Origin of the sequence: Amycolatopsis pigmentata, from assembly GCF_042684065.1 — a bacterium.
Taxonomy (GTDB): domain Bacteria; phylum Actinomycetota; class Actinomycetes; order Mycobacteriales; family Pseudonocardiaceae; genus Amycolatopsis_E; species Amycolatopsis_E pigmentata.
Genome location: NZ_JBHUKR010000007.1, coordinates 54,899 through 69,651 on the forward strand (window position 1 = coordinate 54,899; position 14,753 = coordinate 69,651).

Annotated in this window: 16 protein-coding genes; 9 read left to right on the top strand and 7 right to left on the bottom strand. The window is 67.5% G+C overall.

The window, feature by feature from the left end; genetic code table 11:
- Window positions 1–8: 8 nt before the first annotated feature.
- From ACFSXZ_RS13185 to ACFSXZ_RS13195, 3 genes are all read right to left on the bottom strand, one after another.
- Window positions 9–1,106 carry a monodechloroaminopyrrolnitrin synthase PrnB family protein gene (locus ACFSXZ_RS13185; RefSeq protein WP_378264896.1) on the bottom strand — a complete coding sequence of 366 codons (1,098 nt, stop codon included), beginning with the start codon at window positions 1,104–1,106 and terminating at the stop codon, window positions 9–11.
- Window positions 1,107–1,154: 48 nt separating this feature from the next.
- Window positions 1,155–1,505, bottom strand: coding sequence for a DoxX family protein (locus ACFSXZ_RS13190; protein ID WP_378264898.1), 351 nt, complete (start codon window positions 1,503–1,505; stop codon window positions 1,155–1,157).
- A 424-nt stretch (window positions 1,506–1,929) separates the two neighbouring features.
- A complete protein-coding gene (locus ACFSXZ_RS13195) occupies window positions 1,930–3,474 on the bottom strand; it encodes a trypsin-like serine protease (RefSeq protein ID WP_378264900.1) in 1,545 nt (514 codons plus the stop codon).
- Between the two features lie 107 nt (window positions 3,475–3,581).
- On the opposite strand from ACFSXZ_RS13195, the gene ACFSXZ_RS13200 reads away from it, so the two are divergent.
- Both ACFSXZ_RS13200 and ACFSXZ_RS13205 read left to right on the top strand, forming a co-directional pair.
- Window positions 3,582–4,271, top strand: a complete 690-nt coding sequence (locus ACFSXZ_RS13200) for a response regulator (protein ID WP_378264902.1) — start codon at window positions 3,582–3,584, stop codon at window positions 4,269–4,271.
- Complete coding sequence (locus ACFSXZ_RS13205) at window positions 4,268–5,728, top strand: sensor histidine kinase (protein ID WP_378264904.1); 1,461 nt, start codon at window positions 4,268–4,270, stop codon at window positions 5,726–5,728. Before ACFSXZ_RS13200 ends, ACFSXZ_RS13205 begins: the two co-directional genes overlap by 4 nt.
- A gap of 153 nt (window positions 5,729–5,881) precedes the next feature.
- On the opposite strand, the gene ACFSXZ_RS13210 is transcribed toward ACFSXZ_RS13205, so the two are convergent.
- Window positions 5,882–6,679: a helix-turn-helix domain-containing protein gene (locus ACFSXZ_RS13210; protein ID WP_378264906.1), complete on the bottom strand. Its 798-nt coding sequence runs from the start codon at window positions 6,677–6,679 to the stop codon at window positions 5,882–5,884.
- Between the two features lie 257 nt (window positions 6,680–6,936).
- Between ACFSXZ_RS13210 and ACFSXZ_RS13215 the strand changes: the two genes are divergently transcribed.
- The 7 genes from ACFSXZ_RS13215 (at window position 6,937) to ACFSXZ_RS13245 (ending at window position 12,131) form a co-directional block, all read left to right on the top strand.
- Entirely contained in the window at window positions 6,937–7,110 is a 174-nt protein-coding gene (locus ACFSXZ_RS13215) for a hypothetical protein (RefSeq protein WP_378264908.1), read from the top strand.
- A gap of 72 nt (window positions 7,111–7,182) precedes the next feature.
- On the top strand, window positions 7,183–7,725 hold the full coding sequence (locus ACFSXZ_RS13220; protein ID WP_378264910.1) for a MauE/DoxX family redox-associated membrane protein: 543 nt from the start codon (window positions 7,183–7,185) through the stop codon (window positions 7,723–7,725).
- Window positions 7,722–8,261 carry a TlpA family protein disulfide reductase gene (locus ACFSXZ_RS13225; RefSeq protein WP_378264912.1) on the top strand — a complete coding sequence of 180 codons (540 nt, stop codon included), beginning with the start codon at window positions 7,722–7,724 and terminating at the stop codon, window positions 8,259–8,261. The genes ACFSXZ_RS13220 and ACFSXZ_RS13225 overlap by 4 nt, the downstream gene beginning before the upstream one ends.
- Window positions 8,258–10,057, top strand: a complete 1,800-nt coding sequence (locus ACFSXZ_RS13230) for an ABC transporter ATP-binding protein (RefSeq protein ID WP_378264914.1) — start codon at window positions 8,258–8,260, stop codon at window positions 10,055–10,057. Before ACFSXZ_RS13225 ends, ACFSXZ_RS13230 begins: the two co-directional genes overlap by 4 nt.
- Before the next feature lie 12 nt (window positions 10,058–10,069).
- Window positions 10,070–10,540: a S26 family signal peptidase gene (locus ACFSXZ_RS13235; RefSeq protein WP_378264916.1), complete on the top strand. Its 471-nt coding sequence runs from the start codon at window positions 10,070–10,072 to the stop codon at window positions 10,538–10,540.
- Complete coding sequence (locus ACFSXZ_RS13240) at window positions 10,537–11,736, top strand: glycoside hydrolase family 5 protein (RefSeq protein ID WP_378264918.1); 1,200 nt, start codon at window positions 10,537–10,539, stop codon at window positions 11,734–11,736. The genes ACFSXZ_RS13235 and ACFSXZ_RS13240 overlap by 4 nt, the downstream gene beginning before the upstream one ends.
- Window positions 11,737–11,795: 59 nt before the next feature.
- Entirely contained in the window at window positions 11,796–12,131 is a 336-nt protein-coding gene (locus tag ACFSXZ_RS13245) for a helix-turn-helix domain-containing protein (protein WP_378264920.1), read from the top strand.
- A 2-nt stretch (window positions 12,132–12,133) separates the two neighbouring features.
- Here the strand turns inward: ACFSXZ_RS13245 and ACFSXZ_RS13250 are convergent, their stop codons facing one another.
- From ACFSXZ_RS13250 to ACFSXZ_RS13260, 3 genes are all read right to left on the bottom strand, one after another.
- Window positions 12,134–12,724 (bottom strand): ClpP family protease, encoded by a 591-nt coding sequence (locus ACFSXZ_RS13250; protein ID WP_378264922.1) that lies wholly within the window; start codon window positions 12,722–12,724, stop codon window positions 12,134–12,136.
- On the bottom strand, window positions 12,721–13,347 hold the full coding sequence (locus ACFSXZ_RS13255; RefSeq protein ID WP_378264924.1) for a ClpP family protease: 627 nt from the start codon (window positions 13,345–13,347) through the stop codon (window positions 12,721–12,723). The genes ACFSXZ_RS13250 and ACFSXZ_RS13255 overlap by 4 nt, the downstream gene beginning before the upstream one ends.
- A 306-nt stretch (window positions 13,348–13,653) precedes the next feature.
- Entirely contained in the window at window positions 13,654–14,742 is a 1,089-nt protein-coding gene (locus ACFSXZ_RS13260) for a glycosyltransferase (RefSeq protein ID WP_378264926.1), read from the bottom strand.
- Window positions 14,743–14,753 lie beyond the last annotated feature (11 nt).

A 14,753-nucleotide genomic window follows, 5' to 3' on the forward strand; every position in this document is an offset into this window, starting at 1 on the left:
GATTCGCACTATTTCGCCCCCACATGCCGTTCGGCGCCACCGGCACCATGGCGGGAATCCCGGAGCAGCCGAGAGTTGTCCCTGGTCAGGGTCATGATCCTGTCGAGCAGCGCGATGCTCCCGCCGCCGCTGCCGACGGGGTACAGCCGGAGTTCCTCGGTGTATGCCCTCTTGGCGATCGTGTAGTGCTTGCCCCGGAAGTTCACCAGTGAGCGCAGGGCCCGTGAGACCGCCTCGGCGCTTGCCTCGAGATTCGGCGCGTCCGGCGTCACCCGTAGCGCTTCGGCGACCCGCGTGACGACGGAGGGCTTTCGTGGCCACGCCTCGTACAGCGGATACCATTGCGGCAAAGCGTGTTGTGCCGAATCTTCCCAGAATTCCGCGTAAGCCGGGTCGCTGTGGTCGCTCGCCCACAGGCAGAGGTCGATCAAGGCCAGCGGGACATGCGCGGCGGCAGGCCCGAGATAGGAGCGTCCCGCCACTCGGAAATCCTCGAAGTACGGGCGCATGGTGCGGGCGAAGAATTCCGGGGTGACGGTCGCCAGCACACTCTCGATCGCGTCTTCCATCGAGCGCAACAACGTCACGAGTTCGTTGGCCTTGAAAGTGAACTCGATGTCCGTGGGATCGAGGACGTGCAGGATTTCGCAGAGGTCGATCGCGGCGGTGAGCTTGGGTAGACTGCGACGCACCGATGCCTTCAGCAGAATCTCCATCTGGTCACCGGTGTACAACCGCTCTCGCCGGCCGGGAGGATTCCAGGTGACATAATGATGAACCGTGTCGCGCGGGATCATGCCCGTCCTCGCGCCCAGGGAGAGAAAGGCCGTCTCCAGTCCTGGCACGTTCTCCACCGGTTCGGCACCGTGTCGTTTGATCGAGCCGGCGAAAATACCCAGGTCGCGCATCGCCGCCAAACATTCGGGCAACGAGAAGTCCGCGATCTGGCGCGTGCTGGGTACGGCGGGTCTCAACGCGGCGACAAGGCCACCGAGGTCCCCCTCGGCGTTCAACGCGGGCAGGGTAAGTACCACTCGATCAAGTTCCAGTGGATCCAGTACCCGGATATGATCGGCCTCGACGTGGCGGGTGCCGTCTTGCTCCATGTGACTTCCCCATCCGCCGTAGCGAAGGCACCACGGCTGGTATGTTGATCAGCTGACAATCTGCAGGGCACCGGCCGTCGCCACGAGCAGGCCGACCACGACGGGACCCGCCACCTTGGGTGCGGGGTCCTTGGCCCGCACGTGGAAGGTCACCGCACCGACGAGCAACAGCACCAGGCCCACAGCCGCCATCACCGGCAGCGGCTTCCACAGCGAACCGGTCAGCAACCCGGCACCACCGGCACACTCGAGGACCCCGATCAGACGGAAACCCTGATAGGGCAGCCCGAACCGTTCCGCGTCCGCGCGCATCGCCGGAATACCGGCCAATTTGGCGACGCCACCGAGAACGAAGAGCACCGCGAGCACGAGCGAAAAAATGAAGACGACAGTGGGCATGCCCGTCCAATCTGCGACATGTTCATGGTTGATGAGTGGGATGATGCCGAGGAAAGCCGAGGTCGGTGGAGTCGAAAAATATCGTATTCCCCTTCGTGAAACCGAAAGCATTTCGAGACTCACGACAAGCGGTTCTTTCGCGCTACATGATGCGCACAGGGCTACCCACCGGCAAAAGATTCCTTGAGGAACAATTGAGGTTTGACCGCAGCGGTTTGCCCCCTGTTCCCGGGTCTGCGAACAAACGGGCAGAACCCCAGCTCACCCGCCGCGGGATCCGGATCCCGCGGATTCGCGTAGTCCATCCGGACCATCGGTACCGCCCATTCGGCCCTGGAGTTGTCCCCTACCAGTCCGGTCCACAATGGACAACATGAAGGTGGACCACGACCGTCTGGGCGGTCGTGGTCCGCTGGAGTGCTGATCAGGAACGGGACCCGGAACCGGTGAGGGTGCAGCCCTGACGGGACAGGTCCAGCGTCGACCCCGTGGCCAAGCAGGCCGCGATCTGGTCGACCTGCTGGCCGTAACCACGGCCCTTCACCGCGGTCACGTTCCCGTTCTGGTCCACCTCGCAGGGATTGTTGCCGGTGCACTGCGCGCCGTCGACGTTGTGGGTGTTGTGGATCCCCACGACGGTGATGCCGTCGGGAGCCAGCAACGGCGAACCCGATGTGCCGTGTTGGGGTGAGCAGCTTCCGCTGGTGGTATAGCGAATCGAGTTGTCCTGCTGATAGCCGTCTTCCCGTAGGTGCGGGACCACGGCTTCGGCGGTGCAGCTCAAGCGGGAGCTGTCAGTGAGCATGGTCAGCGAGTCACCCGCGCGCAGGGGGGCGGAGCCGAGCCGGAAGACCTTCGCACCCTCGGCGCTCAACTGCGCGTAGGTCTTGTCCAGACGGTAGAGAGCGATGTCCGTGCCGCTCATCGTCGCGTACACCAGCCGGTTCGCGTGAGCGGTGGCCTGGGGGTAGCCGTGAGGGTCGGCGATCGGCACGTCACGGTCGGCGGGCTGGTCCACCAGCGCGGCTCCGGGAGCGGGGAGTTGTGGCAGCACGCAGTGACCGTTGGTCAGCATCAGCGCCGGGTCATCGGGACGGGACGCGGGGGTGCGCACCACCGAGCCCGCGCAGTTGGACAGAGTCACCGAGCCTTCCATGTCCGGGATCTCGTCATCCGGGGGCACAGTGGTGCCGGAGACGATGCCGTTGATCCAGTCGGTGTGCTTGGTGACGTCGGTGTAGAGCGTCGGTGCCTTGTCGCCGCTGGGGCCGCTGACCACACCGATCAGCGTCCACTGGTCGCCGTCGCGGACCAGCGCGGGTCCTCCGGAGTCCATGTTGGCGGCGGCCACGCTGCCGTCGCGACTACCGATACACAGCTCTCCGGTCGCGGCCGAAGGACACGCCGAGGTCGGCTGCAGCACGGTGTCGGCCTCGTGCAACCGCGTAGGAAAACAGCCGGGATCGTTGCTGTCGTCGCAGGTCATTCCCCAACCCAGGATGCGGACGGGCGTGCCCTCCGGTGGCGTGGTCGAGGCGATCCGCACGGGCTTGGCCTTGACCGGGGTCTTCAGGTGCATCAACGCCATGTCCTTGCCCCAGAAGCCTCCTTCGTCATGGGAGGTCGCCAGCCGGTAATAATGGTCGACCTCCGCGACCTCACCGCCGGAGGTGGTGTCCAGTGACCCGATCCGGACCTTCCAGCCCCGGGGAACACCGGCCCTCGCCCCGGTCGGGTTCTTCCCGGCGCAGTGGCTGGCGGTCAGGACCCATTGTGGCGCAAGGACTTCGACGCCACAGCCGTGTCCGTCAGGGCGCGGTGGTTTCGGGAAGGACGGTTGGAACGAGCCCATGAACGAGTAGGAGCGGGTCGCCTCGGCTCCGCCCAAGATGGCCTGAGCCGAGGCGGCGGCCATAACGGAGACCGCCAGCGCGGCCACGCCGGAGAGCAGGAGAGAACGTTTTCGCATGGGCCTCACTTTGCGCTGTGAATATCCACGTAGTGCGATCCTTGTGTGACAGTTCCTTGACAAGGACCGCCGGGAACGGGGCCCCACCAGAGAAGGAGAAATGTCCGGTGCCGGAGTTGTTGCTGGTCGAGGATGATGCCGTGCTGGCCGAGGTATTGTCCCGGGCGCTGTGCGATCTGGGCCATTCCGTCACCGTGGCCGGCCGCGGTGAACAGGCTTTGGAATCTTTGTACGATCGGGGAAATTCCGTTGACCTCGTCCTGCTGGACGTGATGTTGCCCGGTATCGACGGCTTCGAGGTGTGCCGCCGGATCCGCGCCCGCGGCACCGTCCCGGTGATCCTGCTGACCGCGCGCGGTGATCCGATCGACGTGGTCGCCGGACTGGAAGGAGGTGCCGACGACTACGTGGTCAAACCGATCCAGCCCCGGGTGCTGGACGCCCGCGTGAAGACCGTCCTGCGCCGGTCCACGGCGACGCCCGGCACTTCCCCGCCTCCGCTCACCATCGGCGATCTCGAAGTCGATCGCGAGGCCTGGCTGGTGACCAACCGGGGGACGGAGGTGCACCTCACGCCGACCGAACGGCGACTGCTGTTCGAATTCGTCGACCACCTCGGCCAGGCGCTGAGCCGCCGGACGCTGCTGCAGCGGGTCTGGGACTACGGCTACAGCGGTGACGCCCGGCTGGTCGACGCCACCGTGGCCAGACTGCGGGCGAAGATCGAACCGGACCCGGCCAACCCGGCCTTGCTGCGCACCGTGCGGGGACTCGGCTATCGGATGGTCAAGCCGTGAGACGGCGCCTCGGGCTGGGCGTCAAGATCGCCATCATGATGGTGCTGACCACCGTCGGCGCGTCCGCCGCACTGGCGGTGACGGTCTATACCATCCAGGCCGGCTCGGCCAGGGATCGCTTCGTCACCTCGGCCACCCTCGGGTTCCGATCCGATGTCCGGCAGGCCGCCGAGCACCGCGCGACGTGCCAGGGAAACCGCACGAACTGCCCGGTGGCCTCCGCCTCGGCATACATGCACGGGCGGCTCGGCCTGACCTGGGCGCTGGTCGACCTCACCCCAGGTGCGTCCAACACCCGGGACGGCCGGTACATCCCGGTCGACGGGAACACGGGCTGGCAGGCAAGCCAACTGCCGGTCGAGAAGATCGACGAGGCGAACAGCGCGATGGGCCAACCGGTCACCTACTCCTCCGAAGGGGGCAACGGCTCGTGTCTCGTGGTGGCCGGCACGATCACGCCCGGCATCGTGCTTGCCGAGTTCTACAGCACCGCCGGACTGGACCACGAAGTCGCCAACCTGCGCACCCAACTCGCCGTGCTCACCGTCGTGGTCGCCTTCACCGCGGCCACCATCGCGCTGCTGGCCGCACGACGTATTCAGCGCCCGGTACGCGCCGCGGCCGCCGCCGCGAGGCAACTCGGTTCGGGTGCGCTCGAGACCCGGCTTCCGGTGCACGGACATGACGAACTCGCCGAACTCGCGGGTTCCTTCAACGCCATGGCACAACGGCTGGGCCAGTCCATCGACGAACTCCACCGCAAAGAGGCCCAGCAACGCCGTTTCGTCGCCGACGTCGCCCATGACCTGCGTACGCCGCTGGCCTCACTGGTCGCGCTCGCGGACAGCCTGAACAATCCGGACCACCACGATCGAGCCCGCTCGATCGAACTGCTCGGCAGTCAGATCCGCCGGCTCGGCGTCCTGGTCGAGGACCTGTTGGAGATCTCCCGGATCGACGCGGGCGTAGCCGATTTCCGGCCCGAAACCCTCGATCTCGCCGAACTGGTGGCCGACGCGGCCGGAATGGTTCCGGCGGACTCCGAAGTCGCGATCAGTTCCGTCGGAGACACCACCATCCAGGCTGACCCTCGCCGGGTGCACACCATCGTCCGCAACCTGCTCAGCAATGCCGAGCACCATGGAGCCCCACCGGTGAGCGTGGCCATCGAGGGCGCCGACCCGGAAAAGGTAACGGTGACCGTCGCCGATTCCGGGCCGGGAATCCCCGATGACCTCGCCCCCGTGGTCTTCGACCGATTCGTCCGCGGTGACCGCGCACGGGCCTACACCGAGGGCAGCGGCCTCGGCCTGGCCATCGCTTCCGAAAACGCGACCATGCACCACGGCCGGATCACCGTGCGCACCACACCGGGCGCGGGCGCGGCCTTCACCGTCGTCCTTCCCCGTCACGCCCGGGCAAGCGCTCCTTCGGCCACAGGCGGTTTCACCGGTTGATCAAACAGGGATGACTCCCCCCGGACGGCTGGAAAAACGCGTCCGAATTAAGCGCATGCTCACGAGTCAAAGGACTTAAACCGTTACCCGGCCGTTGTTTCGTCCCGAAGGCGGGACCAGAAGCGGACCGGTGGAATCGCCGAAATCGCGGCGTCAGGACCAGGCGCCGCAGAAAACGTCCTGTTTCGTGGTCGCGGACCGCAGGCAGACCCGGACCACGGCGTGCTGGATTCGCTGGAAGGAATCCGCGACCGTCACACTGGTGCCCTCGCCGCAGGTCTGCCCGATCATGGTGGTCATGCCGTCATAACCCGCATAGGCGACGGCACACGAACCCCCGCCTCCCCGCTGGTACAGCGAGCCCGAGATCTCCCCGTCGTACGGTCCGTTCCCCCGCCACCGGAGGGTGACCGCCAACCAGCCGCTGCCGACCGCCGCGTCCGTGGTCCTGGTGCTGATCTCACGGGACCAGTCGCCCGGCTCGCCATGGGCCACCCCGGGCGGAACCGACGGGGGTGGCCCTTTGCCGGCGTCGCGAGACCAGATCACAACGACCGCTGAGCCGACGACCACGATCACGACCACCAGCACGGCAAGCCAAGCCCATGGGCCGGTGAGCCGCGGTGCCACCGGCGTCTCAGTGGGCTGGGAAGCGGCCGGAAGAGCTTGAGGGGGCTGACATTCCTCCCACAACCGGAGCAGCGGCAGCGGGTCGACCTCGCAGGCTTCGGCGATGGCTCGCACCGCGTCCCGCGTCGGGAACAGCTTGCCGTTGATGTAGCGCTCGAGCGACGAACGGCTGTACGGCGTGCGGCACTCCAGATCGGCGTAGCTCCGGCCGGCCGATTGTTTCGCCTGCCGGAGTCCAGCGGCCAGACGTCGACCGGGCGGCGCTTCGGGTGGCGCCGCGTCGACAACACCACGGTGACCGCGTCTGTCGTCATCCCCCATGGCGGTTTACCCCTCGATTTCGACTCACCTTGCCCTGCTTACGGGACTCCCGCACCCGGTCAGGCACCCCAAAGCAGCATTTCACCGTGGTCAACCTACGGCATCCTTTGGTCCCACCACGGCCGCACATTCCCATGGGAAGCGAGAACCATCTCAGCACATCCCGCGAGATGTGGGAACCCTTCCGGCGCGAAACCCGCCGATGCCACGGTGACCTCGTTCGGACAAACGACCGAACGAGAGTGAGGAGTATTTGAATGGTCAACAAATTGGAAAGGCTCGGGAGCAGGCTGCTCGGGCTGTTCGTCGAAGAGGTGGAAGCGTCGGCCTGTGGTTGGTACTGCTACAACGACTGTTGGCAGTGCGCCCATTCCGCGTGCAAGGTCAACACGTGCAACGGTGACCTCGTCTGCCTTTCCGGCCGCTGCTGACGCGGTATTTCTTCACTGAAGGAATGCGGGGAGCACCGGGCCCCGGTGTTCCCCGCACCGGGAAGGATACGGGTGCAGTACGGAGCAATGGGACTACGCGGCCTGTTCGTGGTGGTCTTTCTGGTCTCGTCGTGGAGCAAGGCGGCAAACCCGCGTGCTTTCACGGATTCGATACGTGCCATGCGATTGCTGCCGCCGGGCGTCGTACCCGCGGTCGCCGGCGTCGTGATGGCCGCCGAGACCGCGGTGTGGCTGCTGCTGATCACACCGTTGGCTGTCGCCGGGTTCGCGCTCGCCGCGGTCATGCTCGCCGCGTTCACCGTGGCGATCGTGCTCGCCCTGGCACGTGGTGCCGCGGCACCCTGCCGGTGTTTCGGCACGTCGTCGGCGCCCCTGGAGGGCCGCCACGTCGTGCGGAACGTCGTGCTGCTGGGCCTGGCCGGCCTTGGTGTCGTGTTCACCCTGATGGCCACGGATTCCCTGGGCCCGGCCGGACTGGTGGTCGCGGCCGGGGGCGGCGCGGTGCCCGGCGTGCTGGTGGCCACGCTCGACGACCTCGTCGAACTGTTTCAACCCGTCAACCTGTCTTCGAATCACAAGGAGATGCACCGATGACCGTGCTCGTCGCGGCGGTAATCCTGATCGGGCTGCTCTGCGGCCTGGATCTGCTCCTCACGCTGGGCGTGGTGAAGCGACTCCGGCAGCACACCGAACTGCTGTCCGGCGGCGCCGGGGTGGTCAGTACCACCGACCTCGCCGTCGGCGATCCGGTCGGCGCCTTCCAAACCTCCACTGTGGACGGTGAGCGGCTGGACGACCGGACGCTGGCAGGCACCAGCGTGGTCGCGTTCTTCTCGCCGGACTGCGGACCGTGCAAGGAGAAGATGCCGAAGTTCGTCGAGTTCGCCGCGACCATGCCCCGCGACCGGGTGCTGGCCGTCGTCGCCGCCACGCCCGAGGAGGCGGCACCCGCCGTCGCGGCCCTGGCTCCGGTGGCGCGCGTGGTCGTCGAAGGACCCGACGGTCCCCTCGGCGCCGCTTTCCAGGTCAACGGATACCCGACCATCCTCGCTGTCTCACACGACGACGGACAGCTCAGGCTGACGTCCAACCGAGTGCGACTGAACCGGCCGGCGGTCGCCGCGGCATGAGCATCGCGAGGATCACGGGCACGGTCGCGCTGGCGATCGCGGCCGCACCCGGTCCGCTGGCGCTGTACGTGCTGCTCACGCTGGCCGCGGGCGGCATGCCGGTGGTCACCGCGTGGCTGATGAAACAGGTACTGGAAGGCATCACCGGGCACAGCTCCGCCGGTGAGCTCGTCTGGATCGCCGGTTTCCTGGCAGGCACCGGAATCGGCATCACCGTGGTTCCGGTGCTCACCCGCTATGTGCGGGCGCAACTCGAACGCGGGATCGGCCTGCTCGCCCAGGAGCGGGTCTTCACCGCGGTGGACCGCCTGACCGGGCTGGGCCCGTTCGAAAACCCGGCGTTTCTGGACCGGCTGCGGCTGGGCCAGCAGGCAGGGCGGACGACCATCGCCCAGTCGCTCGACGGCATGCTGAGCCTGGGCCAGTCATTGATCACCGTCGTCGGTTTCCTCGGCTCGTTGTTCCTCCGGAACCACTTGCTGGCGGTGCTGGTGCTGGCGGCGGGCGTCCCGTCGTTGTGGGCCGAACTCGCGCTCTCCGGCCGGAGGGCCGGCATGACGTGGCGGTTGGGGCCGACCGAACGGCGCGAACTGTTCTACTGCGACCTGCTCACCAGCGTGCAGGCCGCGAAGGAAGTGCGGCTGTTCGGCATCGGCGCGTTCCTCCGGGCCAGAATGCTGGCCGAGCGCCGTACCGCGAACGCGGCCAGGCGAAGCCTGGACCGGTGGGAGGTGCGGGTCCAGGGCGGGCTCGGTCTGCTCGCCGCGATGGTGGCCAGTGGCGGGTTGCTGTGGGCGGTGGAGGCGGCGCGCACCGGGACGCTGTCGATCGGCGACGTCACGTTGTTCATTGCCGCGGTGGTCGGCGTGCAGGGCGCGCTGGCCACTTTCGCCGCCACCATCGGCACCACCCATCAGGCACTCCTGATGTTCGACCACTTCGCGGCCGTGGCCGGGGTCGAGCCGGACCTGCCGGCGGGCGGGCGGCCGGTGCCCCCTTTGCGGCACGGCATCGAACTGCGGGACGTCTGGTTCCGGTACGCGGAGAACCAACCGTGGGTGCTCAGGGGCGTCAACCTGTTCATTCCCCACGGCAAGGCCGTGGCGCTGGTGGGTCTCAACGGCGCGGGCAAGTCCACGCTGATCAAACTGCTGTGCCGGTTTCACGACCCGGTCCGGGGATCGGTGCGCTGGGACGGAATCGACCTGCGGGAACTGGACCCCGCCGGACTGCGCGCCAGGATGGGCGCGGTCTTCCAGGACTACATGCGCTACGACCTCACGGCCACGGAGAACATCGGGCTCGGGGACACCGAGGCGCTGGACGACCGGCCCCGGATCGAGGCCGCGGCGACCCGGGCGGGCATCCACCGGGCGCTTTCGGCGCTGCCACACGGTTACGACACGCTGTTGTCCCGGATCTTCTTCATGGAGGCGGACAAGGACGATCCCGAGACCGGGATGACCCTGTCGGGAGGGCAATGGCAGCGGCTGGCGCTGGCCAGGGCGCTGCTCCGGGACCGGCGTGACCTGGTCATCCTCGACGAACCGTCCGCGGGCCTGGACGCCGAGGCCGAGCATGAGGTGCACACCGCGCTGCGGCGGCACCGAGCGGACCGGACCAGCCTGCTGATCTCTCACCGCCTCGGCGCGGTGCGCGAAGCCGACCTGATCGTCGTGCTGAGCGACGGCCGGATCGTCGAACAGGGCGTCCACGACGCGCTGGTGACCGCCGGCAACGAGTACGCCCGCCTGTTCACCCTGCAGGCGTCGGGTTACCAGGCACTGGCGGGGTGAGGGATGAGCCTCATGGCATGCGCGCTCCTTCTTCCCGCGCTCGCACTCGCCGTCCTGCGGCGGACGCTGCTCGCGGTGAACGTGCAGGGCGGAAGCATGGAGCCGACCTATCGCGACGGAGACCGGGTTCTGGTGCGGCGAAGCCGGACCACCGCGCCGAACCAGGTCGTCGTGCTGGAAGGCCCCGAGCCGGACGGGCACTGGCACCGGCCCCCGCTGCGTTGCGGGACGGGGGCAGGCGACCGTCGGTGGATCATCAAACGAGTGGCCGCGGTGCCCGGCGATCCGGTGCCGGCGTTCCTCGGCGAGCTTGCCGGCCGGCGAGTACCGCCCGGCAAGCTCGTGCTGCTCGGCGACAACCCGGACGCCAGCGTCGACTCCCGTCACTTCGGGTATTTCCCGGCGGAACGTCTGCTGGGCGCGGCACTGCGGCCCCTGCCCGCGCGTCAAACGACTAAGCGAAACCAAGGAGAGCACCCATGAATCGCCGATTGCTGGCCGTGGCACTGAGCGTTGTCTCGGTACTCGGTTTCTGTGCCGGGACCGCGCCCGCGCAAGCGGCACCCGCGACACATCCGTTGCATACCAGCGGGCGCTGGATCCTCGACGCCGGCAACCACCGCGTGAAGCTGGCCGGCGTCAACTGGGACGGCGCGGAATCGCCGGAGTACGTCGTCGCCGGTCTGGACAAGGCCCGGCTCGGCGACATCGCGCACTGGATCAAGGTCAACGGGTTCAACTCCGTGCGGTTGCCGTGGTCCAACGAGATGTACGAACACAACCCGGTCGTCCAGGACGCCTATCTCACGGCGAATCCGGATTTGAAAGGCAAGCGCGCGCTGGACGTCTTCGACGCGGTCGTGGACGCGCTGGGTGCCGAAGGCCTCATGGTCATCCTCGACAACCACGTGAGTCGAGCCGACTGGTGCTGCTCGGGCAGTGACGGGAACGCACTGTGGTACACCGACCAGTATCCGGAGTCGAACTGGATCAACGACTGGAAAGGCATCGTGAGCCGGTACCGGAATCGGCCCCAGGTGGTCGGTGTCGAACTCCGTAACGAGGTCCGGTCCAACGGAACCCTGACGCCGGTCTGGGGCGGCGGCGATCCCGCGACGGACTGGGCGGCGGCGGCCGAGCGGGCCGGGAACGCCGTGCTCTCCGTCGACCAGGATCTCCTGGTCATCGTGGGCGGCGTGAACTACCAGAGCGACCTCACCGGCGTCGGCGGGCGCCCCATCCGGTTGTCGGTCGGCGGCCGGACCGTGTACGCGGCGCACAGCTATCGCTGGTTCGTCGACGTCAAGGACGGATACAGCGCCATGAAGGACCAGCTCGGCAGGCAGTGGGGCTACCTCATCGCACAGGGAAAGCCTTACACCGCACCGGTATGGGTCAGCGAGTTCGGCACGTGCCTGACCTGGGTGAGCCAGTGCACCCAGGACGACGCGAACTTCTCCAACGGCATCCAGCGCTATCTGTCCGAGGGGGACTTCGACTGGGCGTACTGGCAGCTCAACGGAACCCAGTCGGACTCGCTGGACCACGGCAGCGGCAAACCGCGTCAGCACGGCGCGCTCGACTGGTACGGGCTGCTGAACACCGCGTGGAACGGCCCTTCCGACGCCGCCAACGTCGACCGGATCAAGGCACTGGAACCGGTGACCCAGCACCCGTGACGTTCCGCCGTGAGCGGAACCGCTGTCGGCAGGCGGCGGAGGGGTGCCACGATGACGGTATGGCGGACATTCTCCCTTTCCACCAGCGACCGGATCGTGAGCCGGAGCCGTTGTGGCGTGAGGTGCTGGGGCGGAGTCTTCGCGCCACCAGGGAGAAACAGGGCGGCCGCCTCGTCGACATCGCGGAACGGGCCGGTATCTCGCCGCAGTACCTGTCCGAGATCGAACGCGGCCGCAAGGAACCTTCCAGCGAGATGATCGCCGCCGTCACCGGCGCGCTCGGTGTCGACCTGGCCGAACTGCTCACCGGAATCGCGGGCGACGTCCGGCGGAGGCACGGCGCGTATCCCTTGGTCACGCGTCGCCCCCGGGGACCGGTGCTCATGGCCGCGTAGTTTCAGATCCGGTGGTCGAGGATGCGGTCCGCGAGCCCGTAGCGGACGGCGCCCCCGGCGTCGAACACGCGGTCCCGGTCGGTGTCGTGCCGGAGTTCCGCGATGTCGCGACCGCTGTGCGCCGACAGGATCTCCTCCAACTGGGTCCGCACGCGCACGACCTCGTCGGCTTGGAGGATGAGGTCGGGAATGGTGCCGCGGCCCTGCGCCGCGGGCTGATGCAGCACCACCCGGCTGTGGGGCAGCACGGAGCGACGGCCGGCCTCACCCGCGGCCAGCAGCACCGCACCGGCCGCGACCGCCTGACCGACACAGGTGGTGGCCACCGGCGCCTTGATGAAGCGCATCGTGTCGTACAACGCGAGCATCGCGGAGGGGTCGCCGCCTTCGGAATTGATGTAGAGGCTGATCTCCTGCTCCGGGTCGTCCGCCTCCAGATGCAGCAACTGGGCGATCAACGCGTTCGCCACGCCGGAGTCGATCGCCGTGCCGAGGTAGACGATCCGCGACGACAACAGGTGTGAGTAGACATCCATGATCCGCTCGCCGCGCGCGTCACGGGTGATGACGTTGGGGATGGTGTAGGTGCTCATGCGCGTGCTCCCGCCGTCGAGCGAAGTCCCAGTTGGTGTGTGCGCACCGGCACGACCTGGCTCAGATCGTCGACGACGTGGTCGATGAAGCCGTACTCGCGCGCTTGTTCGGTGGTGAACCACCGGTCGTGCAGTGAATCGGCGAAGATCTTCTCGATCGGCTGGCCGGTGTCCTCCGCGATGAGGCCGAGCACGGTGTCCCGGGTGTGCCGCAGGTCGTCCGCCTGCACCTCCACCTCGACCGCCGATCCGCCGATTCCCGCCGACCCTTGGTGCATGAGGATGCGAGCGTGGGGCAGCGCGAAGCGCTTACCCGGCGTACCCGCGGAAAGCAGGAACTGCCCCGCGCTGCACGCCAGTCCCAGCGCGAGCGTGGCGACGTCGCAGGGCACGAGCCGCATCACGTCCCGGATGGCCAGCATCGCCGGGACCGAACCACCCGGCGAGTGGATCCACAACGCGATGTCCCGCTGAGGATCCTCGCTCGCCAGAGAGAGCAACTGGGTGGCAAGCACCGTCCCGTTGTCGTCGTCGAGCGGGCCGTCGAGAACCAGTACCCGCTGGCTGAAGAACCGTTGCCGGAGCTCGCGGTCGAACAGTGGCGGCTTCTCGTCGTTCGTCATGCTCCGACCATGCGGCGTTCCCGGTGCCGTTCGCCGGTTTCTCTGCTGTGAGCGGATCAGCCCTCAGCAGGCCGACTCCCCAACCGTCGTTAGGGTGTGCGGGCGCCGCCCGTTTTACGGCGCAGAAAGGAAACCGTGTGACCCGGCTACTGGACATACCGAGGGATATCGCACCTCATCCCCCGATTGCCGCCGGCGTAAGGAAGAACAGACCCTGGCGAAAGCCGGAACCGTGGGTGGGCCTTCTCGCGCTGTTGCTGGGTGCCGGTTTCGTGGCGATATCGCCGACGTGGAAGTGATATTCACTCAGAACCATTGGTCGAGCGACCAGTGGACGTTGGACCGCAGGCGTGAGCGGTCCGGGTTGCCGAGTTTGGCCGAATGCAGGGCGGCGGCGACGCTTTCCTCGTGGCGGCCGAGGTGCGCCAGGCAGACGCTGAGGTAGTCCCAGGCACGCCAGGTGTAGTCGGGGACCGACACGAAACCGGTGAGGGGTTGGTGCAGTGCCGCCGCGGCGGCGAAGAACGGTATCGCGTCGGCCCACTCCTCCCGGTCGAAGTGGAACTTTCCCAGTGCGACAAAGGCTTCCGCTCTGGACGGGGCCAGACGGATGGCCGCGTGCAGGTGGTCGGCCTGTGCGCCGGTGCGGCCGAGGCGTCGGCAGCAGGCGCTCATGCTGAGCAGCGCGGCGTATTTCTCCCAGTCACTGCCGGGATCTTCGAGGTACTCGGCATACTTTTCGAGGGCGGCCGCGTCCTCTCCGGCATCGCGCAGTTCGCAGGCGTAGTAATAGCGGGTGCGGCTCGAGCGGTCCCCGTTCCGCCACTCCTGCTCGATGACGCGCAGATTGCGCTCGGTCTTGGCGGCCCTGTCCACCGGATCCGGATGGTGCTCGACCACCAGGTCCTCACGGTGAAGGGTCCGGTCTCCGGGGATCGTCAGGACTTCATGGACGGCGCCGGTCCAGCGCAATCCCGGCACCCTGCGGGCCAGGCGTTCACGCGGGAAGGTGTAGGTGCATCGGCCGGTGTCCGGATCGACCGAGTAGTGGTAGGGCGCGGTGATCGAGTCGAGATCCTCGCCGAGGACGGCGTCCTTGGCCGCGGCGAAGGCCGCCTGGGCCGCGGGGGTTATCACGTCATCGGCGTCGAGCCAGATGATCCAGTCACCACGGCACGCCTCGAGACCGTGATTGCGGGCGGCGGCGAAATCGTCTCGCCAGGCGAAGTCCAGGACCTGCGCGCCGGCCAGTTTGGCGATGCGCGGGGTGTCGTCGGTCGAGCCGGTGTCCACGACGACCATCTCGTCGCAGAAACCGGCCGCCTGCGCCAAAACTCGCCCGAGGGTGCGTTCCTCGTCTCGGACGATCATCGTCAGTGACAGCCGAATGGTCATGGTGATGTCGC